Genomic DNA, 20,277 nt, shown 5'->3' on the forward strand with positions numbered 1-20,277 from the left:
CGCCGTCAGGCAGGCACGAAACGGTAATGCCCGGTCTGCTTGAAGGCAAACAGCGTGTCCTCATCGCGGGCGCCCGACCCGATATTGTGGATGACCAGCGCTCGTTCCGGAACGTCCGCCGAGCGTTCGGATGAGACGATGACGATGTGCGGCAGGTTGCCGGGCAGCATCTGGGTGACGACATCGCCCGGCTGAAAGTCGGGAGGATACTCGCTGGCGGGCAAGGAAACTCCCTTGCGCCCGAAAAAAGCGGCAAGATTGCCGACCCGTCGGTGGTCGATGTTGCGGTCGGTCGCTTTCAGGCCCCAGGTCTTGGGATACGCGGCGAAATTGGCGGCCATATCCTCATGCACCAGTTTCTGCAGGTCGAGATTGAAGGCGCGGCGATAGGCGCGCACGATGACATCCGTGCACACGCCCCTATCCGGCGCGACGTCGCCGCCGGGATAGCCGAGGCGGACATAGGCCGGGTCGTAGAAGGTGGTGACGCCGATCTGCTCACGCGCGGCTTCGACCAATTTGCTGCGCCAGTCCGGAGCGGCTGGATTTTCCTGCGCCCGGGCGGCGGGCGCCGCCAGGCACAACAGACCGAACTGCAGCGCGGTTCGACGGGTAATCGCGATCATGCCAGCTCCCCGGGGCATTGCTGGATCGTGGGATAATTCCGGGGGGATTGCGCCTTTTTCATGCAGCGGTGAGATCGCACAGTTGCCGCCCTATCCAAACGCCTCCTGCAACGCGTCTATGGGCTAAGACCATCTTTGGTTGTAGATTGAGGGAACGGTTAACGGCGAATCCGGTAGACAGGCTGGCAAGCGGGGTTCGGGCAATGACGGGCGGACGATGGAGGCTGAAGCACCTGGCTGCGCTGCTCGGAGCGCTTGTGCTTTCGGCCGTCGCCACCACTGAACCGCAGGCCGCCTCCCGCGTTTGCCGTCAACTGGAAGCCGAGCTTGCTTCTTCATCGAATGGCGGCGGCAATTCCAGCATGGTGCGGAAGTATGACAAGGCCATCTCCCGCCAGTTCGAACAGCTATCAAAGGTGCGCGGTCGTGCGAGCGATGCGAATTGCGGGTTTTCGCTGTTTTCGCGCAATGTCAGCCAATGTGCTGCGCTGAACAGCAGCATCGATCGCATGAACGCCAATCTCGATGCGTTGCAAGCCAAGCGCGCGCAGCTTGCCGGCGGCGGCTCGCGGGGCGACCGCGGCCGCATCCTGGCCGCGCTCGACGCCAATGGCTGCCGCGGCGAGCCCGCGCCGCGCCGGGAGCCGCTGCAGGAAGCCAGCCGCGAACCCGACGACGGCAATCTGTTCGACCAGCTTTTCGGCGGCAACCGGCAGATCGACACGCTCGATCAGCCCGATGATCCCGGCGAGGAGCGCAATGTGCGCCGCGTCCTCAACCAGCCCGGCGTGCCGGATTTCCCGACGGTCGGCGGCGAGTTCCATACGAGCTGCGTGCGCACCTGCGACGGCTATTTCTTCCCGATGTCGAACTCGGCTTCGCTCGGCGATTTCGAGCGCGACCAGAAGAATTGCGAATCGAGCTGCCCCGGCACCGAAATGCAGGTGTTCTATTCGCGCGGCATGGAAGACGATTCGGCCAACATGACGTCGTCGGTGACCGGGAGGCCCTACAGCGAGTTGCCGACCGCTTATCTCTACAAACAACCCAACCAGTCGCGGCCGCAGGCATGTGGCTGCAACGCGCAGGCCGGAAATTTCAAGATCATCGGCGGTAACCCGCCACCGCCCGAGCAGTTTCAGCCCGATATTGAGACCACGCCGTTCATTCCGGTGCCGGCGGCCAAACCCGATCCGGGCGCGGATCCGGAGACGCTGGCGAACGTACAAGGCGGGCTCGACCGCGCCGCCATCAAGCGCCTTGCCGTCAAGCCGGTGGTGTCGCCGGTGTCGCTGATCCCGCCGGACCAGCGCAAGGTCAGGGTCGTCGGGCCAGCGTTCCTTCCCGACCCAGCAGCGGCAATAGATCTGCAAGCTCCGGCCCGGAAGCAAGTCCGGTAAGCGCCAGCCTGAGCGGCATGAACAGCGCCTTGCCCTTTCGGCCGCTGGCTTCCCTGATCCTGGCCGTCCAGTCTTTCCAGACCGTACCGGTCCACGGCTCTTCCGGCAACAGGTCGAAGGCCTGCTGCAGGAAGTCGCGATCCTCGCCGGAAAATTCCGGCGCCGGCTGCGGGCCGTCGGCAAGGATGCGCCACCAGCCGACCGCGTCGCTCAGCCGGTCGAGATTGCCGCGCACCGCCAGCCAGAACGGCTCGGCCTTGTCGCCGGAGATGCCGAGCACGATCAGCCGGTCCCGCGCCTCGGAAAACGGCATGTGGTGCATGAGCGCACGATTGAGCACGAACAGCTCGTCCGGGTCGAATTTGGCCGCCGATTTCGACGTGGCGGCGGGATCGAAGCGCGCGGCCAGTGCCGGCATGTCATGCACCGCCGCGACATTTTCCGAGGTGCCGACAAGGACGGCCAGCGAAGCCACAGCCATCGGTTCGATGCCCTCCTCGCGCAGGCTTTCGATCGACAGCGCACCGCTGCGCTTCGACAGGCCCTCGCCCGAGGCCGTGGTCAAGAGATTGTGGTGGCCGAAGACAGGCGGCTCGGCGCCCAATGCCTTGAACAGCGCGATCTGCACGCCGGTGTTGGTGACGTGGTCGTCGCCGCGGATGACATGGCTGACGCCCATCTCGATGTCGTCGACGACCGAAGGCAGCGTGTAGAGATAAGTGCCGTCCTCGCGCCGCAGCACCGGATCGGACAGTGAGGCCAGATCGACGGTTTCCTCGCCGCGCACCAGATCGTTCCAGTGCACTTCGGTGCGCTCGGGCTGCAGCGGATCGCTGGTGAAATTCGGCAGCAGAAAGCGCCAGTGCGGCCGGCGGCCATCGGAGCGGTATTCGGCGATCTGCTGCTGCGAAAGCGCCAGCGCCTCGCGGCCATAGACCGGCGGCAGGCCGCGCGTGCGGCGCACCTTGCGGCGCAGGTCGAGTTCTTCGGGGGTCTCGTAGCAGGGATAGACAACGCCGGCTCTCTGCAGCCGCTCCACCGCCGCGTCGTAAGTTTCGAAGCGCCGCGACTGGTATTCGGTGGCGTCGGGAAAAATCCCCAGCCAGTGCAGGTCGTAGAGGATGGCGTCGGAAAACTCCTGCCTCGAGCGGGCAATGTCTGTGTCGTCGAAGCGCTGGATGAAACGGCCCTTGTTGTTCATGGCAAACAGCCAGTTGAACAAGGCGGTGCGGGCATTGCCGATATGAATGCGGCCGGTTGGTGAGGGGGCAAAACGGACGGTAACTGTCATGGGCGGGGCGTAACGGATGCTCTTGGAATTGACAAGACGCGCCCCCGCGCGACGCCAAAGACATAATGCACGCCAGCTAAAATGAAAAGGCTGTGAGCCAGAATCCGGCCGGGCCTGTCTCGGCGTGAACCGCTCACCAGCGGTCCACGCCGGCAGAATCGGGCTTTCCTCAGCCGCTTTTTGTCCCCGTTATCCACATATGTGACACACAAGATGTTGGGGTCACAAAAGCTACGCAAACGAATCCTTGACGACGCAAACCGAGTCGCCTTTTATGTGCCATGTGCTCTTGTTGAGGGCGCGACCGGAGAGTTTCGAGCCCGGTCATTTTTCCCGGATTTTGTGCGTTTTGGCCATGATTTCCGCCTGTTTACGAGGCTGGCGGAAGCGTTGGATCGTGGGGGCTTCGGGAGCGAAAAGGGAGATTTGTCGGACTGGAATAAATTGTCTGTTAACACTATATTTAGTGTTTGCAGGCAGGTTCGACGCTAGATAGTGTGAATTTCCCTCGGTCGAGGGAATCGAGGAAAAATTCAGTTTTGAGGACCCGCAGGGTTCGGCGCAGAGTTGGAACAGCGGCTTCGTAAGAAGCTCGACCAGCAAGGCGACGAAGACTGCCACAAGGAGAGCCGGTGTTTTCGAACGCCGGCAGACGGCGGACATGCGCGTTTCGCATTGGGGGCAGAAATCCCCGGGGAAAAGCGCTATATATAGACAAAAGGGACCGGACCAATGCGCATCGAGCGTCGTTTCACCAAGCCAGGCCAATCAGCTTACGCGGAGATCGAATTCCGCAAGGCGCTTTCGGAGATCAAGAATCCGGACGGCTCGGTGGTGTTCCGCTTGGACAATATCGATGTGCCGGCGCAGTTCTCGCAGGTTGCCGCCGACATCCTGGCGCAGAAGTATTTCCGCAAGGCCGGCGTGCCCGCGCGCCTGAAGAAGGTCGAGGAGAACGACGTCCCCTCCTTCCTGTGGCGCTCCGTCGCCGACGAGGCCGAGCTTGCCAAGCTGCCGGAAGCCGAGCGCTACGGTTCCGAAATCGACGCCCGCCAGGTCTTCGACCGGCTGGCCGGCACCTGGACCTATTGGGGCTACAAGGGCGGCTACTTCAAGTCGGAAGAAGACGCGAGCGCCTTCCGGGACGAACTCGCCTATATGCTCGCCACCCAGCGCGTTGCGCCGAACTCGCCGCAATGGTTCAACACTGGCCTGCACTGGGCCTACGGCATCGATGGTCCGAGCCAGGGCCACTATTATGTCGACCCGTTTACCGGCAAGCTGACCAAGTCGAAGTCCTCCTACGAGCATCCGCAGCCACATGCCTGTTTCATCCAGGGCGTGCAGGACGATCTCGTCAACGAAGGCGGCATCATGGACCTGTGGGTGCGCGAAGCGCGCCTGTTCAAATACGGCTCGGGCACCGGCTCCAATTTCTCGATGCTGCGCGGCGAAGGCGAAAAGCTGTCGGGCGGCGGCCGTTCGTCCGGCCTGATGAGCTTCCTCAAGATTGGCGACCGCGCGGCGGGCGCAATCAAGTCGGGCGGCACCACGCGCCGCGCGGCGAAAATGGTCATTGTCGACGCCGACCATCCCGATATCGAGGAATTCATCGACTGGAAGGTCAATGAAGAGCAGAAGGTGGCGTCGCTGGTCACCGGCTCCAAGATCGTGAAAAAACATCTCGAAGCGATCATGAAGGCCTGCATCAACTGCGAAGGCCATGATGACGACTGCTTCGACCCGTCGATCAACACCGCGCTGAAGCGCGAGATCAAGGCGGCCAAGAAGTCGGCCGTGCCGGAGAACTACATCTACCGCGTCATCCAGTTCGCCAAGCAGGGCTACACCTCGATGTCGTTCAAGACCTACGACACCGACTGGGATTCCGATGCCTACCTCACCGTTTCCGGCCAGAACTCCAACAATTCGGTGTCGCTGAAGGACAATTTCCTGCGCGCCGTCGAGGACGATGCCGACTGGCACCTGACCGCCCGCAAGGACGGCAAGGTGCTGAAGACGCTGAAGGCACGCGACCTCTGGGAAAAGATCGGCTACGCCGCCTGGGCTTCGGCCGATCCGGGCCTGCATTTCAACACGACGATGAACGACTGGCACACCTGCGCTTCGGCCGGTGCGATCCGGGCCTCCAATCCGTGCTCGGAATACATGTTCCTCGACGACACGGCCTGCAACCTGGCCTCGATCAACCTGCTGCCCTACCGCAATGCCGACGGCACGATCGACATCGCCGCCTACGAGCACACGGTGCGGCTGTGGACCGTCGTTCTGGAAATCTCGGTGATGATGGCGCAGTTCCCGTCGAAGGAGATCGCCAAGCAGTCCTACGAATACCGCACGCTCGGCCTCGGCTATGCCAACATTGGCGGCCTGCTGATGACGTCGGGCATTCCCTATGATTCCGACGAGGGCCGCTCCATCTGCGCAGCGCTCACCGCCATCATGACCGGCACTGCCTATGCCACCTCGGCCGAGATGGCCGGCGAGCTCGGCGCCTTCGCCGATTACGACCGCAATGCGCAGAACATGCTGCGCGTCATGCGCAACCATCGCCGTGCCGCCTATGGCGAAAAGCAGGGCTACGAGAAGCTCGCCGTCAATCCGGTGCCGCTGGTCGCGTCCGACCTGAAGCAGCAGGAACTGGCCGCGCACGCCAAGGCTGCCTGGGACCGCGCCATCGAACTCGGCGAAGAGCATGGCTACCGCAACGCGCAGGCGACCGTGATTGCGCCGACCGGCACGATCGGTCTCGTCATGGATTGCGATACCACCGGCATCGAGCCCGACTTCGCCTTGGTGAAGTTCAAGAAGCTCGCCGGCGGCGGCTATTTCAAGATCATCAACCGCGCCGTGCCGGAAGCGCTGCGCACGCTGGGCTATTCAGAAAGCCAGATCGCCGAGATCGAGGCTTACGCTGTCGGCCACGGCAACATGAACCAGGCGCCGGCGGTCAACCCCGGCTCGCTCAAGGCGAAGGGCTTTACCGACGACAAGATCGCGGCGCTTAACGCAGCACTGAAGTCGGCCTTCGACATCAAGTTCGTCTTCAACCAGTGGACGCTCGGCGCCGACTGGGTGAAGGAGACGTTCGGCTTCACCGACGAGCAGCTCAACGACTTCTCGTTCGAGATGCTGCCGGCGCTGGGCTTCTCCAAAAAGGACATCGAGGCCGCCAACATCCACGTCTGCGGTGCCATGACCCTGGAAGGCGCGCCCTTCCTCAAGCCCGAACACCTCCCAGTGTTCGATTGCGCCAGCCCGTGCGGCAAGATCGGCAAGCGCTCGCTGTCCATCAACAGCCACATCCAGATGATGGCGGCGGCACAGCCCTTCATCTCCGGCGCCATCTCCAAGACCATCAACATGCCCAACGATGCGACGGTGGAAGACGCCAAGGGCGCCTACATGCTGTCGTGGAAGCTCGCGCTGAAGGCCAACGCGCTCTACCGCGACGGCTCAAAGCTGTCGCAGCCGCTGAATTCGTCGCTGCTCGCCGACAGCGAGGATGACGAGGACGACGCGGTCGAGCAGCTGATCGCTGCGCCCGCTTCACAGCGCGCCGTGCAAGTGACCGAGAAGATCGTCGAACGCGTCATCGAACGTCTCTATCGCGATCGTGAAAAACTGCCGAACCGCCGCAAGGGATACACCCAGAAAGCGGTGGTCGGCGGCCATAAGGTCTACCTGCGCACGGGCGAATTCGATGACGGCCGCATCGGCGAGATCTTCATCGACATGCACAAGGAAGGCGCGGCTTTCCGGGCGATGATGAACAACTTCGCCATCGCCATCTCGCTTGGCTTGCAATATGGCGTGCCGCTCGAGGAATTCGTCGAGGCCTTCACCTTCACCAAGTTCGAGCCGGCCGGAATGGTGCAGGGCAACGACGCGATCAAGAATGCGACGTCGATCCTCGACTACGTGTTCCGCGAACTCGCCGTGTCCTACCTCGGCCGCCACGACCTCGCCCATGTCGACCAGTCGGATTTCGACAAGACGGCGCTCGGACGCGGCATCAACGAAGGCAAGGCGACGCCGTTCTCGAAGGGCCTTACCCGCGGCGCCTCGCCGGTCAAGTTGGTGTCTGGCCTAGGTGGCGAACCCAAGGGTTTTGCCGGATCACCTGCCGCGGCCCCTGCCCGGGTCACCCCAACTGCGTTCTCAGGCTCCAATGTGCTGGCGCTTAAACCAGCAAGCGACGAAGCCATCGCCTACAAGCGCGACTATGAGGAGCGAGCCAAGGAATTGGTCGAAGATATTGTTTCCGAGGAGGCTGCCGACCCCACCGGGTTGTTCACCGACGAAGCAGCGAAAGAAGCGGCCGAGGCAAAGGCGCTTGCCTCCACGCGCCGTCAGCAATCCTTGATGCAAGGCTACACCGGCAACGAATGCTCGGAATGCCACAACTTCACCATGGTGCGGAACGGCACCTGCGAGAAGTGCGATACCTGCGGCTCGACGAGCGGGTGCAGCTGAGAACTCATGCCGCCTCGGCTTACAGTCCGCGAAGTCATTCGCCTGCTGGAGACCGACGGTTGGTATCTGGTTGCAACCAAGGGCAGCCATCGCCAATATAAGCACAAAACCAAAGCCGGCCGCGTCACCGTGGCCGGCAAACCGTCTGAAGAGGTTGCGCCAGGAACACTGAACAGCATCCTCAAGCAGTCCGGTTTGAAGGAGTGATTGTATGCGTTACGCGGTGGTGATTGAAAAAGCAGGCAACAATTTCTCTGCCTATGTGCCGGACCTACCCGGCTGCATCGCAACTGGTGCTACCGTGCCAGAAGTAGAAATCGAAATTCGCGACGCTATACGCTTTCACATCGAGGGCTTGCGCGCCGATGGGCTGGAGGTACCCAAAGGAATCAGTCTCGCGGAATATGTAGAGGCATAAGCGGTAGCCTTCAGGACAACATCCTATCCCGGCACCCGCAGCGTCTGCTCGTCAAACAACGGCTCGTCCTGCCCCGCACGCACAAACAGCAGCTTGTGCCCCTCGCCCGCCGGCACCTCGAAGTACTGGATGCCGTCGGGCATTTCGCCCCAGTCGCCGCAGGGTGGTTCGGGAACGTCATCACTCACCACCGCTTTCAGCTCTTTGGCATAGGCAGCATCAGGGCTGAATGTGTAGCGTTTGACGCCGGCGGGCACGGTGCCCTCGGTGTAGGGCGCCAGCACGCAGCGGGCGCTGACTGATTTGTCGGTCTTTTCCAGCAACAGGCGCAGCACCGCGGCCTCGGCGGTTTCGCCCGATTTGATGTCGAACACCTCGACCAGCGGATCGGGCGCGCCGCCATCGCTGTATTTGATGGCGAGTGCGCCGCCGACGAATTCGAAATGGATCTGGCGGAAGCCGAAATCGCATCGCTGCACCCAGGCGGCGAGGCCGACCGTCTTGTCGGTCAGCTTTTCCCAGACGCATTTGTCGATCGGCGGGCGGGATGGCGCCGGCTCGTCCGCCCGCGCTGCGGCTGATATCGTCGCCGAGGCAAACAGCGTGCATATCCAGACAATCGGTCTCATGGCGCTATTCATCGCTGCATCCTGTCAATGTGAAGGCGTCCCACGCCGAGCCGTCCGGATTGGCATTGGCGAAATCGGCAAATTCGGTGAAGCCCGCGCCGAAATCGGGCAGCAACAGCCTTTCGGCGCCGGTGTCGCTTCGCGTGAATTCAGCTGCTCGGCTCCGCCTCCGGTCAAGGCATAGACCTGGCCAGTCCATATCCGGCACATCCCGCTGCCGTCCTCCAGCCCCGCTTCGCGGTCGTCGTCGGTGCAGGCATGGCGGATGGTGCCGAGCGGAAACGAATTTTTGCCATTGGTCCAGGTGATGTCGGCCGGCAAGCGCGTGTCGGTGTTGGGCACGGTCACCGAAAACACTTCGGCCGTCAGTGCCGCCGGCTCATTGTTCAGCGGCCGGAATTGCATCACCGCGCCCGAACGCGGCTCGCGGTAGGTGGCATGGCTGAGCAGACATTCTTTTGCGCTCGCTGCCTGCACGGCGCCGAGCAGAGCCAGGCAAACGACGGCCAGCCTGCGGACGATCATTGGATGTCTTGTCATGAAAGTGGGCGCCTCAGATAAAACCGACCAGCCAAGCCGCGCCGCCCAGAAACGCGGCCGAACAGACCCACAGCAGCCAAAGCCCGCGCACCCTGCATTCGAGCACTGCCGAGGCGGGGTTGGCTGGGTCGTAATGCACGTCGACCTTGCCGCCCTCGGCATAGCTGCGCGCCTGGCTGCTGACGAGGCCGGGCATTGAAGCGGTGACCGTGGCGCCGAAGGTGACGCGGTCTGAGGTGTAGTGCTGGCCTGCGACGCCGTAGCTGTACACGATGCGGGATTTGAAAACGGTGCTCCAGCGTCGGTGGCCGCTGTAGTTTCGTAGCGCCTGCAGACCGGAGGAATCGATGCGGCCGGGCGCGACCGGCCATTTTGCCGCCTGCTCGGCAAGCGACTTCTGGACGAAGGCCATGCGCAGGATCATCAGGCCCATGAACAGCAGCAGCGCTCCGGCGCCGAGGTTCTGCGGCTTGGGCAGGTGCGGCCGGATCGCCTCCAGCACGCCACCGAGCGAAAACACCAGCACCACCGTGCCGATCACCAGCCCGGCCGAGAGCTTGACCATGAACTTGAAGGCGCCGTCCGGCAGGGTGCGTTCGATCACGGCCTTGCCCGGATCGGCCGGATTGTAGAAGACGGTCACTTCAGCGCCGGTGGGAAACTGCGCCAGGGTTTCGGTGACTTCGAAATTCCCCAGATTCTCCTTCACGCTGTAGCGCGAGCTTTGAAATTTCTTTTTACCGACCTTGTATTCGAAGGTGATCGCCGGAAAATTGCGCATCTCGGTGGTGTCGCTGCTGTCCGAGCCGACGCCCGACCTTCTGACTTCACGCGCCTCGACGCGCGACGAGATGATCTTGCCCGGCGCCGGCAGCCAGTGGCTCATCGCCTGCACCTCGCGCCATTTGACGAAAGTGATGAACGACAGACCGCCCGCGATCGCGCAGGCAAATCCGACAATCAGAAATTTGAGCTCTACGTCCACCGCGTCCCCCAGGAGTGTCGGAAGCTGCGAATAGATAGCACGGCGAAGGCAATGTCTTGATTATTCGCGAAGGACGAACCGCCCTTCCTCGGGTATCGAAGCCCCCTCAACTTTGTTAAGAGTCGCCCAAACTGTTAGGAGCCATGAGACCAGGATGACAGCACTGCGCGTTCTCTCGGATGCCTTCATTCCGGAACTCCCGAACCACTACAAAGGCAAGGTCCGCGAGAATTACGATCTGCCGGATGGCCGCCGCATCATCATCGCCACCGACCGGCTGAGCGCCTTCGATGTGATCCTGACCGCAATACCTCTCAAGGGAGAGCTGCTGACGCAGACGGCGCGCTACTGGTTCGAGGAAACGGCGGACATCTGCCAAAACCATGTGCTCGATTATCCCGACCCCAATGTCGTTGTCGGCACCAGGCTCGACATTCTGCCGGTGGAAATCGTTGTTCGCGACTATCTCGCCGGCACCACCAGCACTTCGGTGCTGACGAAATACAAGAACGGCGAACGCGATATGTACGGCATCCGCCTGCCGGACGGGCTGCGCGACAATGAGAAGCTGCCGCAGGCCATCATCACGCCGACCAGCAAGGCGCTCGATGGCGGTCATGACGAGCCCTTGACGCGCGACGAGATCCTGACGCGCGGCCTGTTATCGGAAGAGCAATGGGACACAGTCTCGCGCTATGCGCTGGCGCTGTTTGCGCGCGGCAAAGCGTTGGCCGCGAAGCGCGGCCTGATCCTGGTCGACACCAAATATGAGTTCGGCACGAACAAGGATGGCACCATCATCCTTGCCGATGAAATCCATACGCCCGACTCAAGCCGCTACTGGCTTGCGGCAACCTATGAAGAGCGTTTCAAGGCAGGCGAGCGGCCGCAAAGTTTCGACAAGGACTTTATTCGCGCCTGGGTGACCGCGCGCTGCGATCCCTACAAGGATCGTATTCCGAAAATCCCCGCCGAGCTCATCGAGCAGACATCGCGGGTTTACACGCAGGCCTTTGAGACCATCACCGGCAAGACCTTCACCGCCGATATCTCGGGAAAGACGGTGCTGGACCGCATTCGCGAGAACCTGCGACCTTATTTCTGACGGCGGCTGGCGGCCGCCGGTCAACTTGCCGAGGTCGCGGACACGGACGGTTCTGGCGGAGCGCGCCACGTGCCGAGATATGATCCGCACAGGATGAGCGCGAAAGCCGCTACAATGCCGATATCGAGCGGCTCTGAAAGGACGAGCACGCCGGCTGCCACGGAGACGGCGGGCGCCACATAGGTTATGACGACCGCCCGTTCGGGGCCGATCTCCCGCACCAGCAGAAAATAGGTGGCGAAGGCGATCGCCGTGCAAAACACGCCAAGACCGAGGATTGCGCCAACCACCGTTGTCGACGGCATGGCCGCCGGCCAGGCCAACGCCGCCGGCACGGCGTAGATCAGCGCGGCCCCTGCCAGACAGACTGCCGTCAGCGAGGTTGCCGGCACATCGTTCAGCCAGCGCGACGCGATGATCGAACCCGAGGCATAGCAGGCCGCGGCCATGAGAATCTCGACGACCGCGAGAAATCCGCCACCCAAGGTCGGCAGCGCCAGCACGAAGACACCGGCAAAACCGAGGAAAAGACCGGTCCAGCGGCGTATCCCCAGCCGCTCATCCGAGCCCATCAGCTTGGAGAGCGCGACGGTTACGGCCGGCGTCATGGCAATCAGCAGTCCGGCGGTGGAACTGTCGATGCTGACTTCGCCATGGGTGATCAGCCCCCATGGCAGGATCATCTCGACCAGACAGAATGCGGCGACCGCCCGCCAATGTGTCTTCAGCCATCCGAAACTGCGCTGGACAAGGACGAAGGGCAGCAGCGCCAGGGCGCCGACGGCTGTTCGGGCAAAGACCAGGAAGGGCACCGACACCTCGGCAACCGCCAGCTTGATCAACAAATAGGGAATGCCCCACAGGAGGCTGAGCAGCACGAACAAAAACAGTCCGCGGCGCGTCATGACGGCCTCACAGCCAGAAAGGTGGTCCACTCTTCGCGATCGCGGCCGACGTTGAATTCGTCTCCGACAAGAACCAGCCCGGCGTTTTCGAGGCGGGCCGCGAAGTCGTCCCTGCGCCAGTAGACCGTATGATATTCGCCGCTCTTCTCGCCGTCGCCAATGCGCATCGAGACGAGGAAGGCGCCGCCCGGCCGCAGCGACCCGGCAATCTTGGCAAGCACCTGGTCGGCCTGCTCGCGCGGCACGTGGATCAGGACGCACAATGCGAGCACCGCGTCGTAGGGGCCGCCGAGATCGTCGGTGATGAGATCGAGAAACTCACCATGCTTGCCGCGTGCGGCCTGCAACTCGAGAAACCGCTTCGTTGCGTCTGTGCGCCGAACCTGGACACCGAGCCCTTCGACGAAGTCCGCATCGTATCCGGGTCCCGAACCGACTTCAAGAATCCGGCCACCTTTGCCGGCGATCTTCACCAGGCGCTTCAGCCATTTCTGTTCTCTTTGGTTCGGAACGTGCCGCACCAGAGCGTCGTAGCGTTCGGCATAGTCCTCATAGGCGTTGATCGTTTGTCGGCTCTTCGCCAGATCCTCGGATAACACAGTCATCTTTCCCTCCCCTGGTCAAAGAGCTTGCTTAGCCAATGGTGCCGGGAGGCACGCGTCCGTCAAGCATGCCGATATCCCTGAGGAAATGATCCGACAGCGAGCGGCGGTCGAGCAGGCCGTGCTTGCGAGGTCTGAACGGCGCGGTGAAGAGGTCGAGCATCGGCCGGCGAAGCGTGTTGTAGAGAGCGATGGTGGTGGTCATTGCCGTATCCTCCAGGGTTTGATCCGATGAATGCAGCATGCCGTTTTCCGGGCTTGGTTTCCAATCGAACGTCGCGTAGTATGCATCAGCAGGATTGATGCGTCATGAGCTGGGAACTGCCACCATTAGGAGCCATCAGGGTCTTTGAAGCCGCGGCCCGGCTGGGCAGTTTCACCAAGGCAGCCGAAGAACTCGGCATGACCCAATCAGCTGCCAGCTATCAGATAAAGGTGCTGGAAGAACGTGCCGGAACGCCGCTTTTCGTAAGAAAAACAAGGCAGATCGCGCTGACCGAGGCCGGACAGCAGCTGGCGCCGCACGCAACAGGCGCGTTCTCGACCCTGGCCGACGCATGGGTCGCCACCAAGGGTGGAGCGACCGGCGTGCTGTCGGTGACGACGATGGAAACCTTCGCATCGAACTGGCTGGCCGTATGGCTTGGAACATTCCAGCTGATGCATCCCGACCTTGCCGTGAAGGTGAATACATCGCACGGGCTGGTCGATTTCACGCGCGGCGACATGGATGTCGGCATTCGCACCGGCAGTGGAAATTGGCCGGGACTGACGGCTCACTATCTGTTCAAGGCGGACTATACGCCGATGCTCAGCCCGAGACTCGCCGAAAGCGTCGGCGGCATCCACCGCCCCGAGGATCTCTACCAACTGCCGCTATGCTGTGCCGACGATCCCTGGTGGGAAATCTGGTTCAAGGCTGCCGGCGTGCCGTTCGAGCCCGATCGCGTCATCGCTGGCCCGAAACTGGGTACGCAGGCCTATGATGCGATGGCGGCGCTAACCGACAAGGGCGCCGCGATCCTGACCAAAAACCTTTACAGCGCCCTGTTGGAAAAGGGCCAGTTGATACAGCCATTCGGCGTGCTTGGATCGGACGGCGACGGCTATTGGCTGGTGCATCTGGAGAGCCGCCGCAACGCGCCCAAAATCAAGGTGTTTCGCGACTGGGTGCTGGCGCAGACGGCAGAGATACGCGAACGCGAAAAGCGCGACAGCCCTCTAGGCCCGCGATAAAACTCGCCCGCGCCTCAACCCTCAGTCCTTGAAGGTCAACCCGTACTTTGCAACCTGCTCCTTCGGCATATCCGCAAGCGCCTGGCGCGTGGTGTAGCCGCCGTAGATCACCTTGCCGTTCTTGATCATCCAGTCCTCGACGTCGGCCTCGGTTACCGTCATCCTGTCGCCCATCTTGTACTTGTTGCCATTGACCGGCACGTCAGCAAGCAGGCCGATATAGGAGCCTTCGCTGTAGCCCACCAGCTGCAGCCAAATATGCTCGGTGGCGCCGTTCTGGGTCAGCGGGAATTTTACCGTGTAGGTGCCCGGCGTGCCGGCGTCCATCAGTTCGTGGAAGCGCTTGAGGGTCGAGCGGCCGCTGTCCTTGGCGGCCTGCATCGCCTTGTCCTCGGTGGAATAGGACACGACGTTCTGCTTCGACTCCGCCAGCGAAGCGCCACTTCCGCCCGGCATGTGGCCGAGCGAACTGAAAAACCCGTAGCCGACGGCGGCGGCAAGTGCGACAGCCACAACTGGATTGCGCATGGATCCCTCCGAAAACCCGATCACGGGCACGTTACCGGAAGGCTGTTGCGATACCGCTAAAGGACACAGTGAGCGGATCGTTAGCGAGACGCTGAAAATTCAACCCAAGGCGCAGCGGCAGGCAGCGCAGGCGCACCGGCACCGGGCCTGACGTTCAATCGGCGTCGGCGACGGTCGTCTGCCCGCCTGCCCATGCCCGCCAGGCGCGCTCGTCGCCATGGAAGACGTTGAGGTCGATGCGGCCGGTCACGCCGTGCGACAGGCCGGAGCCGGAGTACTGCCAGAATAGCCATTTGCGGCCGGGATAGACTTTTGAGGGATGCCGCGCCACGGCGCGCAGCCAGAACGGATAATCGAGAAACGCACCCTTGAGATTGTCGCGATAGAAATCCGGTGCGGTGTAGATGATGGGCCGCTGGCCGTAATGGCGCTCCAGCTTGTCCATGAACACCTTCATCTTTTCCAGCACGGTGGCCCGCGACGGCCGCCGCTTGCAGGAAGATTCGCCGTTCCACTCGACATCGATTACCGGTGGCAGCGCGCCTTCGACCCTCGGCACATTGCGGATGAACCAGTCGGCCTGCTCGCCCGCAGTGCGGCACCAGTAGAAGAAATGATAGGCGCCGCGCTTCAGCCCGGCGGCGTCGGCATTGCGCCAGTTCTTCATGAACATCGGGTCGAGATGGTCGCCGCCATCGGTCGCCTTGATATAGGCGAAGTTGGCGCCCTGGGTACGCAGCTTGCCCCAGTTGACATTGCCCTGCCAGCGCGAGACGTCGACGCCGTGGACGGCAAGGTAGCGTGGCGAAGCCTTGCCGAAATTGATCGGCTTGGCGTCGCGGAAACCGTAGCGGGTGACCGGCGAGGCCAGCATGGCCGGCGCCGCGCGCGTCAACCGCTTCGGCGCAGACATCAGAGCGGCGGGCTCGAGCTGTGGTCTGGTGCTCCCCTGCGGCGTGCCCGCGACGATGGCCTCTTCTTCCTCGACCATGGAAAAGGGCGGCGCATTGTCGGCCACAGCGTTGTCGGCCACCATGTCGGACCGCATCGGCGCGAGGTCGGCGGTCTCCGCCGGAGCCGCTGCGACCGGCGCGCTCGGACGCACGACCGAACTGGTCGTCTCGTTCGACGGTTGCAAGCCATCGACGCCCGCTGTGGACGAACAGCCGGCAAGCCACAGCGATGCCAACATGAAACTGACGACGGCTGAAATCCGCATCTGGACCTGTACGCAAAACACAACAGACCGAAGGCAAACAGACGCCGCCGGACAAACCGGCCTCGATTACTAACGAGAAATTACCAACAAAGTTTGAATCAAGTTGTTAGGAATTGGCCCTCTTGTCTTCTCCCCCTGTGGGAGAAGGTGGATCGGCGCGTAGCGCCGAGACGGATGAGGGGTGTTCCAGCGGAGTGAGGCGTTGGCGTTCCCTGGAACACCCCTCATCCGACCGAGCTTCGCTCGGCCACCTTCTCCCACAAGGGGAGAAGGGGAAGCCCTTACCTTCCCAGCCATTGCTGCATGCAGCTTTTCGCCACCACATGCGCCGGTGGCACGGCGTCGGCCGCCGGGCGGCGGGCACGTTCGAGCAGCAGGCGAACCTGTTCGGGGCGCACGCGGTCACGCTCCATGACGAGGAGGACCATCGGATCGCTCAAAAGCTCGTCCAGGGTGCTGATTCTGTCGCTCATCGGTCGTCTCCTCGATACCGGCCCGCAGACGATAGATAGGCAGCCAATCATGGCCCGCCAATGACGCTTTGCCGGCTATGTCGTGGTTTCGGGATTAATTTCCGGTAAGGCCGGCGTCAGTTCGGAGGCGGCGCGCCTTCATGGTGCGGCAGGCCGTCATCGAGCTGCAGCCAGGGCTGCTTCGAGGCGGTCCACATATGCATCTCCGGCTTGAACAGCGAGGGATCGTCGAGCGAGCCGGTGGTGATGCCGACGATGCCGGCGGAGTCGCGTCGGGAAAACAGCGTGGTGCCGCAAGCGGCGCAAAAGCCGCGCTTGAGGTCCGGAGAGGTGTTGACCGTCGCCACCTCTCCCTCGACGGTGACATCGTCGATGCGAAACAAAAGGCGGGCGTTGAAGGCCGCGCCGATCACCTTCTGGCAGCGCCGGCAATGGCAGACGCGCTGATTGAGCGGCGCCGCCTCGGTGCCGTAGCGCACTGCCCCGCAATGGCATCCGCCCTGGTATTTCGTCATCATTCGAACCCATCACACTGAAGGTCTCTTGATGATATCGACAGGTACCTTTCGGTCAATTGAAAAGCCCTGATGGCGCCATCGATTGCGCCGATAGGACTAATGGCTGCGCCAGGGCTTCGTGGTTTCGCAGGCACAAAAAAGCCGGCCGCCTCTTCGAGACGGCCGGCATGTATCTCAGGCAAGCTATTTCGTTTCGCTGAGGACTTCGTCCCAGGTCTTCACCTTGGTTTCGCCATTGAGGAAGGGCAGTGCCGCGGCCGTCAGCTCCGGTGCGAAGAAGACGTCGTAGTGGGTGCGATTGGGAATGATGGCCAGCCGGTTCTGCGACAGGTTCTCACGCATCCAGCCGGCATCCTTCAGCCCGCCGCCGATCATCTGGTAGAACCTGATCTCGTGCTCGGGCTTGTACATGTCGCTGTCGCCATAGGCCAGCATGACTGGCATCTTCAGCTTCGCCACATCGGCGGAATAGTCGTAATCCTTGCGCATGAAATTGCCCAGCGCATCGAGCAGTTTAGGGAAATCGTCGGGACGTGGGGCGACGGCGACGTAGGATTTGTACATCGGCGTGTCCTTCATGAAATCGGCGGCGGCCGCGCTCACCTGCGCCTGCTGGCCGCGCATCTCGTCATAGAAGCCATTGGCGGCGAAGCCGGTCGAGACCAGGACCAGCCGGCGCACCGTCTCGGGATGCTGAACGGCCATGCGGAAGGCGACGCCGCCGCCCAGCGAATAGCCAAGCACGTCGACCTTGTCATAGCCGAGCGCCTTGACGATACCAGCCATGTCGTCGCCCATCCCCTCCAGGCTGAAGGGTCGCTCGCCGAGCGCGGTGCGGCCATGGCCCTGCAGGTCGACGGCAATGATGGTGCGGTTTTCCGCCAGCTTCGGCAGCAGCGGCGCGAACATGTCCGACGTGCCAAGGCCGCCATGCAGCAGAAGCAGCGGTTCGCCCTTGCCATAGACGGCATAGTAGTAATTCAGGCCGTCGATCGGCAGCAAGCCGGACTTTTCCGGCTTCGGCATGGCTGTTGCCTCGGTGGTCATGGCGGGCTTGGTCTCCTCTGCATTGGCTGGGCCGGGCGCTGCAAACAAGGCAGCGACCGAGGCAAGAATGGCGAAATAGATTCGTCTGGACATGTCGGTCTCCTCAGGTTCCCCCCAAGGACGAGCGAGCACGCCGCGTGCCGACATGCCCTGCGAAAAATCCGCGGAAGAATGACCGGTTTGGCTGTTGTCGATCGGTCGCGCGCCTCAGTGGCGCTTGGCCTGCACCAGATAGGCGTCGATCTCGGTCTCGCCGAGCCATTTGGCGGCTTCCAGCCGGTGCAGGCCCTCGACCAGGATGTGGCGCTTGCCGTCATGGCGAACCTGGATCGGCGTCTTCATGCCGTTTTCCAGTATGTCTTCGGCCAGATGCCGGACCGTTTCGGGATGCAGCGTCTTGTTGCGCGCCGTCGGCACGTAGATTTCGTCGACCTTGACCTTCTGCACTCTCAGCATACCGGCTCCCGAGGCGGAAAATGCCGCCTCGCCTGAGATAGTCGGTTTGCCAGGTGCGGCCAAGAGCGGCCAAGCAATTGTGTCGTATGCAATTGCTGGCCCGATCGTTTCCATTTGACGCTTGGCCGGCAGATGGCCGAAATGGCGGCCTGTCACTTTTCCGGTGTTCATGACCCAACTGCCGACCGAATTTCCCGATTTCGGACTGACGCCCGAGCAGCGCCGCGAGGCAGTGCGCGGCCATTACTATGAATGGCCGGGAATGGACGGCGAGCGGGGCGAGATCTGGTGCTATTCTGATCGATTTTCCTACCGCGCCGGCGAGACCGTGACGCTGCATGTCAGCTCGACGGCGCCGCGCTTCAGCATTGTCATTGTCCGCGACGGCGGCAGCGAGACAAAGGTCTTCGAGCAAACGGGGCTTTCGGCGCGCTGGCAGGATACGCCCGACCAGTGCTCGGTCGAAGGCTGCGGCTGGGAGGCGTCTTTCGAATTTCGCATCGGCAAGGATTGGCCATCCGGCGCCTATCGGCTGACGCTGACGGCGGACGGGCGCGAGCCCATCCATTGCCATCACCTCATCATCGTCGCGCCCCTGCCCGGCAGAAAACCCGGTCGCGTGCTGCAGGTGGCGGCGACCGGCACCTGGCTGTCCTACAACACATGGGGCGGCTCCAACGCCTATCAAGGCATCACCGGCCCGGGCCGCGACCAGTATGCGCGCATGGTGTCGACGCAGCGGCCTTGGTGCCGTGGCTTCGTGGTGTTGCCCAAGGACGCGCCGCGCGTGCCGCTGGAGGTTGCCGTGCCGCCGAAAACAGTGCCGCGCTATCCGCACATGGAATGGGCGTACGCCACGGGACATTCGAAGAAATACACCTCCTCCGGCTGGGCGAGCTATGACAGCCACTTCTTCCGCTTTGCCGAGCGCGCCGGCTACGGCGTCGATCTCGCCAGCCAGCACGATTTGCACTTCTCGCCCGAGATCCTCGACGGCTACGACTGCGTCGTCTTCGTCGGCCATGACGAGTACTGGACCTGGGAAATGCGGGACGCCGTCGACAGCTACGTCGAGCGCGGCGGTCATGCGGCTCGCTTTGCCGGCAATTTCATGTGGCAGACCAGGCTCGAGGACGAAGGCCGCCGGCAGGTCTGCTACAAATACCGGGCGCGGGCCGAAGACCCGGCCTATAGCGGCGACGTCACCCGGGCCACCAACTCCTGGGAAGCGCCTGAGATCGGTCGTCCCGGCGCAATGACCTTCGGCCTCAACGCGACGCGCGGCGTCTATGCCGGCTGGGGCGGATGCGCACCGCGCGGCGTGCGCGGCTTTCCGGTCTATCGGCCCGAGCACTGGGCCTTCGCCGGCACCGGCATCTATTATGGCGACCTGCTCGGCGCCGACAGCCATGTCTATGGCTATGAGGTCGACGGGCTCGATTTCGAGATCCGCGGCGGCCTGCCCTATCCGACACCGGACAGCGGTGCGCCTGACGGGCTGCAGGTGCTGGCCGTCGGCATGGCGAGCCAGGTCGAGGAAAGCGCCGATATCCCGATCGAGGACCAGTTTCTCACCGACGAGGATGGCCGCTTTACGGCCGAAACGCTGTTTGGCGAGGCGACCGACGCCAATCTGGAAAAGGTCAAACGCGGCAACGGCATGATCGTCAATTTCCCGCGCGGCAAGGGCGAGGTTTTCCACGCCGGAAGCTGCGAATGGGTCGCCGGCCTGCTCAGGCAGGACCCGATGGTCGAGCGCGTAACCAGGAATGTAATCGATCGCTACCTCGGAAAGTCCTGAC

General features: G+C 62.6%; 22 protein-coding genes. 7 read left to right on the forward strand and 15 right to left on the reverse strand.

The features are described 5' to 3' along the window. Positions 1–5: 5 nt before the first annotated feature. Positions 6–626 carry a DUF1287 domain-containing protein gene (locus NKI15_RS15995; RefSeq protein WP_023751473.1) on the reverse strand — a complete coding sequence of 207 codons (621 nt, stop codon included), beginning with the start codon at positions 624–626 and terminating at the stop codon, positions 6–8. 203 nt (positions 627–829) lie between these two features. Here NKI15_RS15995 and NKI15_RS16000 point away from each other — a divergent pair, with 203 nt between their 5' ends. After that, entirely contained in the window at positions 830–2,026 is a 1,197-nt protein-coding gene (locus tag NKI15_RS16000) for a DUF2865 domain-containing protein (RefSeq protein WP_352886341.1), read from the forward strand. Here the strand turns inward: NKI15_RS16000 and gltX are convergent. Both gltX and NKI15_RS16010 read right to left on the reverse strand, forming a co-directional pair. Continuing rightward, the gene (gene gltX / locus NKI15_RS16005) at positions 1,944–3,317 is read right to left on the reverse strand and encodes a glutamate--tRNA ligase (RefSeq protein WP_352886343.1); all 1,374 of its coding nucleotides are present in this window, start codon (positions 3,315–3,317) and stop codon (positions 1,944–1,946) included. The two genes, NKI15_RS16000 and gltX, sit on opposite strands and share 83 nt — an antisense overlap. A 324-nt stretch (positions 3,318–3,641) precedes the next feature. Next, positions 3,642–3,980 (reverse strand): hypothetical protein, encoded by a 339-nt coding sequence (locus tag NKI15_RS16010; protein WP_352886345.1) that lies wholly within the window; start codon positions 3,978–3,980, stop codon positions 3,642–3,644. A gap of 69 nt (positions 3,981–4,049) precedes the next feature. On the opposite strand from NKI15_RS16010, the gene NKI15_RS16015 reads away from it, so the two are divergent. Genes NKI15_RS16015 through NKI15_RS16025 form a run of 3 tightly spaced genes read left to right on the forward strand, consistent with a single transcriptional unit; the run spans position 4,050 to position 8,232 of the window. Next, positions 4,050–7,814 (forward strand): vitamin B12-dependent ribonucleotide reductase, encoded by a 3,765-nt coding sequence (locus NKI15_RS16015; protein WP_352886347.1) that lies wholly within the window; start codon positions 4,050–4,052, stop codon positions 7,812–7,814. Positions 7,815–7,820: 6 nt separating this feature from the next. Further along, positions 7,821–8,021 (forward strand): type II toxin-antitoxin system HicA family toxin, encoded by a 201-nt coding sequence (locus NKI15_RS16020; RefSeq protein ID WP_023669047.1) that lies wholly within the window; start codon positions 7,821–7,823, stop codon positions 8,019–8,021. A gap of 4 nt (positions 8,022–8,025) precedes the next feature. Continuing rightward, entirely contained in the window at positions 8,026–8,232 is a 207-nt protein-coding gene (locus NKI15_RS16025) for a type II toxin-antitoxin system HicB family antitoxin (RefSeq protein ID WP_023669048.1), read from the forward strand. A 23-nt stretch (positions 8,233–8,255) separates the two neighbouring features. Here the strand turns inward: NKI15_RS16025 and NKI15_RS16030 are convergent, their stop codons facing one another. The 3 genes from NKI15_RS16030 to NKI15_RS16040 are packed head-to-tail and all read right to left on the reverse strand — an operon-like array spanning position 8,256 to position 10,386. Continuing rightward, positions 8,256–8,861 carry a hypothetical protein gene (locus NKI15_RS16030; RefSeq protein ID WP_352514081.1) on the reverse strand — a complete coding sequence of 202 codons (606 nt, stop codon included), beginning with the start codon at positions 8,859–8,861 and terminating at the stop codon, positions 8,256–8,258. A gap of 24 nt (positions 8,862–8,885) precedes the next feature. After that, the gene (locus NKI15_RS16035; RefSeq protein ID WP_245272087.1) at positions 8,886–9,401 is read right to left on the reverse strand and encodes a hypothetical protein; all 516 of its coding nucleotides are present in this window, start codon (positions 9,399–9,401) and stop codon (positions 8,886–8,888) included. Between the two features lie 13 nt (positions 9,402–9,414). Further along, a complete protein-coding gene (locus NKI15_RS16040; protein ID WP_023669050.1) occupies positions 9,415–10,386 on the reverse strand; it encodes a DUF3592 domain-containing protein in 972 nt (323 codons plus the stop codon). A 163-nt stretch (positions 10,387–10,549) separates the two neighbouring features. Here NKI15_RS16040 and NKI15_RS16045 point away from each other — a divergent pair, with 163 nt between their 5' ends. Continuing rightward, entirely contained in the window at positions 10,550–11,491 is a 942-nt protein-coding gene (locus NKI15_RS16045) for a phosphoribosylaminoimidazolesuccinocarboxamide synthase (RefSeq protein WP_023669051.1), read from the forward strand. Between the two features lie 20 nt (positions 11,492–11,511). Here the strand turns inward: NKI15_RS16045 and NKI15_RS16050 are convergent, their stop codons facing one another. The 3 genes from NKI15_RS16050 to NKI15_RS16060 are packed head-to-tail and all read right to left on the reverse strand — an operon-like array spanning position 11,512 to position 13,203. Beyond that, the gene (locus NKI15_RS16050) at positions 11,512–12,396 is read right to left on the reverse strand and encodes a DMT family transporter (RefSeq protein WP_023697600.1); all 885 of its coding nucleotides are present in this window, start codon (positions 12,394–12,396) and stop codon (positions 11,512–11,514) included. Next, on the reverse strand, positions 12,393–13,001 hold the full coding sequence (locus tag NKI15_RS16055; RefSeq protein ID WP_023694158.1) for a class I SAM-dependent DNA methyltransferase: 609 nt from the start codon (positions 12,999–13,001) through the stop codon (positions 12,393–12,395). Before NKI15_RS16055 ends, NKI15_RS16050 begins: the two co-directional genes overlap by 4 nt. Positions 13,002–13,029: 28 nt before the next feature. Then, positions 13,030–13,203, reverse strand: coding sequence for a hypothetical protein (locus NKI15_RS16060; protein ID WP_196813891.1), 174 nt, complete (start codon positions 13,201–13,203; stop codon positions 13,030–13,032). Positions 13,204–13,307: 104 nt separating this feature from the next. On the opposite strand from NKI15_RS16060, the gene NKI15_RS16065 reads away from it, so the two are divergent. Then, complete coding sequence (locus NKI15_RS16065; RefSeq protein ID WP_023731194.1) at positions 13,308–14,234, forward strand: LysR family transcriptional regulator; 927 nt, start codon at positions 13,308–13,310, stop codon at positions 14,232–14,234. Positions 14,235–14,255: 21 nt separating this feature from the next. On the opposite strand, the gene NKI15_RS16070 is transcribed toward NKI15_RS16065, so the two are convergent. The 6 genes from NKI15_RS16070 to NKI15_RS16095 all read right to left on the reverse strand — a co-directional run bounded on the left by NKI15_RS16070 (position 14,256) and on the right by NKI15_RS16095 (position 18,475). Next, the gene (locus NKI15_RS16070; RefSeq protein ID WP_023700830.1) at positions 14,256–14,762 is read right to left on the reverse strand and encodes a DUF2314 domain-containing protein; all 507 of its coding nucleotides are present in this window, start codon (positions 14,760–14,762) and stop codon (positions 14,256–14,258) included. 154 nt (positions 14,763–14,916) lie between these two features. Next, positions 14,917–15,981, reverse strand: a complete 1,065-nt coding sequence (locus NKI15_RS16075; RefSeq protein WP_023825095.1) for a glycoside hydrolase family 25 protein — start codon at positions 15,979–15,981, stop codon at positions 14,917–14,919. Positions 15,982–16,262: 281 nt separating this feature from the next. After that, positions 16,263–16,454 carry a hypothetical protein gene (locus NKI15_RS16080; RefSeq protein WP_023669058.1) on the reverse strand — a complete coding sequence of 64 codons (192 nt, stop codon included), beginning with the start codon at positions 16,452–16,454 and terminating at the stop codon, positions 16,263–16,265. Positions 16,455–16,570: 116 nt separating this feature from the next. Then, positions 16,571–16,969, reverse strand: a complete 399-nt coding sequence (locus tag NKI15_RS16085; RefSeq protein WP_023684918.1) for a GFA family protein — start codon at positions 16,967–16,969, stop codon at positions 16,571–16,573. 186 nt (positions 16,970–17,155) lie between these two features. Further along, complete coding sequence (locus tag NKI15_RS16090) at positions 17,156–18,112, reverse strand: alpha/beta fold hydrolase (RefSeq protein WP_023756447.1); 957 nt, start codon at positions 18,110–18,112, stop codon at positions 17,156–17,158. A 114-nt stretch (positions 18,113–18,226) separates the two neighbouring features. Next, on the reverse strand, positions 18,227–18,475 hold the full coding sequence (locus tag NKI15_RS16095; RefSeq protein WP_352514136.1) for a ParB N-terminal domain-containing protein: 249 nt from the start codon (positions 18,473–18,475) through the stop codon (positions 18,227–18,229). A 169-nt stretch (positions 18,476–18,644) separates the two neighbouring features. On the opposite strand from NKI15_RS16095, the gene NKI15_RS16100 reads away from it, so the two are divergent. Next, positions 18,645–20,276, forward strand: a complete 1,632-nt coding sequence (locus NKI15_RS16100) for a N,N-dimethylformamidase beta subunit family domain-containing protein (protein ID WP_027049503.1) — start codon at positions 18,645–18,647, stop codon at positions 20,274–20,276. The last annotated feature ends 1 nt before the right edge of the window (position 20,277 follow it).

It is taken from the genome of Mesorhizobium sp. M0862, assembly GCF_040319795.1.
Taxonomy (GTDB): Bacteria; Pseudomonadota; Alphaproteobacteria; order Rhizobiales; family Rhizobiaceae; genus Mesorhizobium.

Coding starts and splice junctions, on each gene's coding strand:
- NKI15_RS15995 (WP_023751473.1), bottom strand. CDS start 626: ATGATCGCGATTACCCGTCGAACCGCGCTGCAGTTCGGTCTGTTGTGC.
- NKI15_RS16000 (WP_352886341.1), top strand. CDS start 830: ATGACGGGCGGACGATGGAGGCTGAAGCACCTGGCTGCGCTGCTCGGA.
- gltX (WP_352886343.1), bottom strand. CDS start 3,317: ATGACAGTTACCGTCCGTTTTGCCCCCTCACCAACCGGCCGCATTCAT.
- NKI15_RS16010 (WP_352886345.1), bottom strand. CDS start 3,980: ATGTCCGCCGTCTGCCGGCGTTCGAAAACACCGGCTCTCCTTGTGGCA.
- NKI15_RS16015 (WP_352886347.1), top strand. CDS start 4,050: ATGCGCATCGAGCGTCGTTTCACCAAGCCAGGCCAATCAGCTTACGCG.
- NKI15_RS16020 (WP_023669047.1), top strand. CDS start 7,821: ATGCCGCCTCGGCTTACAGTCCGCGAAGTCATTCGCCTGCTGGAGACC.
- NKI15_RS16025 (WP_023669048.1), top strand. CDS start 8,026: ATGCGTTACGCGGTGGTGATTGAAAAAGCAGGCAACAATTTCTCTGCC.
- NKI15_RS16030 (WP_352514081.1), bottom strand. CDS start 8,861: ATGAGACCGATTGTCTGGATATGCACGCTGTTTGCCTCGGCGACGATA.
- NKI15_RS16035 (WP_245272087.1), bottom strand. CDS start 9,401: ATGACAAGACATCCAATGATCGTCCGCAGGCTGGCCGTCGTTTGCCTG.
- NKI15_RS16050 (WP_023697600.1), bottom strand. CDS start 12,396: ATGACGCGCCGCGGACTGTTTTTGTTCGTGCTGCTCAGCCTCCTGTGG.
- NKI15_RS16055 (WP_023694158.1), bottom strand. CDS start 13,001: ATGACTGTGTTATCCGAGGATCTGGCGAAGAGCCGACAAACGATCAAC.
- NKI15_RS16060 (WP_196813891.1), bottom strand. CDS start 13,203: ATGACCACCACCATCGCTCTCTACAACACGCTTCGCCGGCCGATGCTC.
- NKI15_RS16065 (WP_023731194.1), top strand. CDS start 13,308: ATGAGCTGGGAACTGCCACCATTAGGAGCCATCAGGGTCTTTGAAGCC.
- NKI15_RS16070 (WP_023700830.1), bottom strand. CDS start 14,762: ATGCGCAATCCAGTTGTGGCTGTCGCACTTGCCGCCGCCGTCGGCTAC.
- NKI15_RS16075 (WP_023825095.1), bottom strand. CDS start 15,981: ATGCGGATTTCAGCCGTCGTCAGTTTCATGTTGGCATCGCTGTGGCTT.
- NKI15_RS16080 (WP_023669058.1), bottom strand. CDS start 16,454: ATGAGCGACAGAATCAGCACCCTGGACGAGCTTTTGAGCGATCCGATG.
- NKI15_RS16085 (WP_023684918.1), bottom strand. CDS start 16,969: ATGACGAAATACCAGGGCGGATGCCATTGCGGGGCAGTGCGCTACGGC.
- NKI15_RS16090 (WP_023756447.1), bottom strand. CDS start 18,112: ATGTCCAGACGAATCTATTTCGCCATTCTTGCCTCGGTCGCTGCCTTG.
- NKI15_RS16095 (WP_352514136.1), bottom strand. CDS start 18,475: ATGCTGAGAGTGCAGAAGGTCAAGGTCGACGAAATCTACGTGCCGACG.
- NKI15_RS16100 (WP_027049503.1), top strand. CDS start 18,645: ATGACCCAACTGCCGACCGAATTTCCCGATTTCGGACTGACGCCCGAG.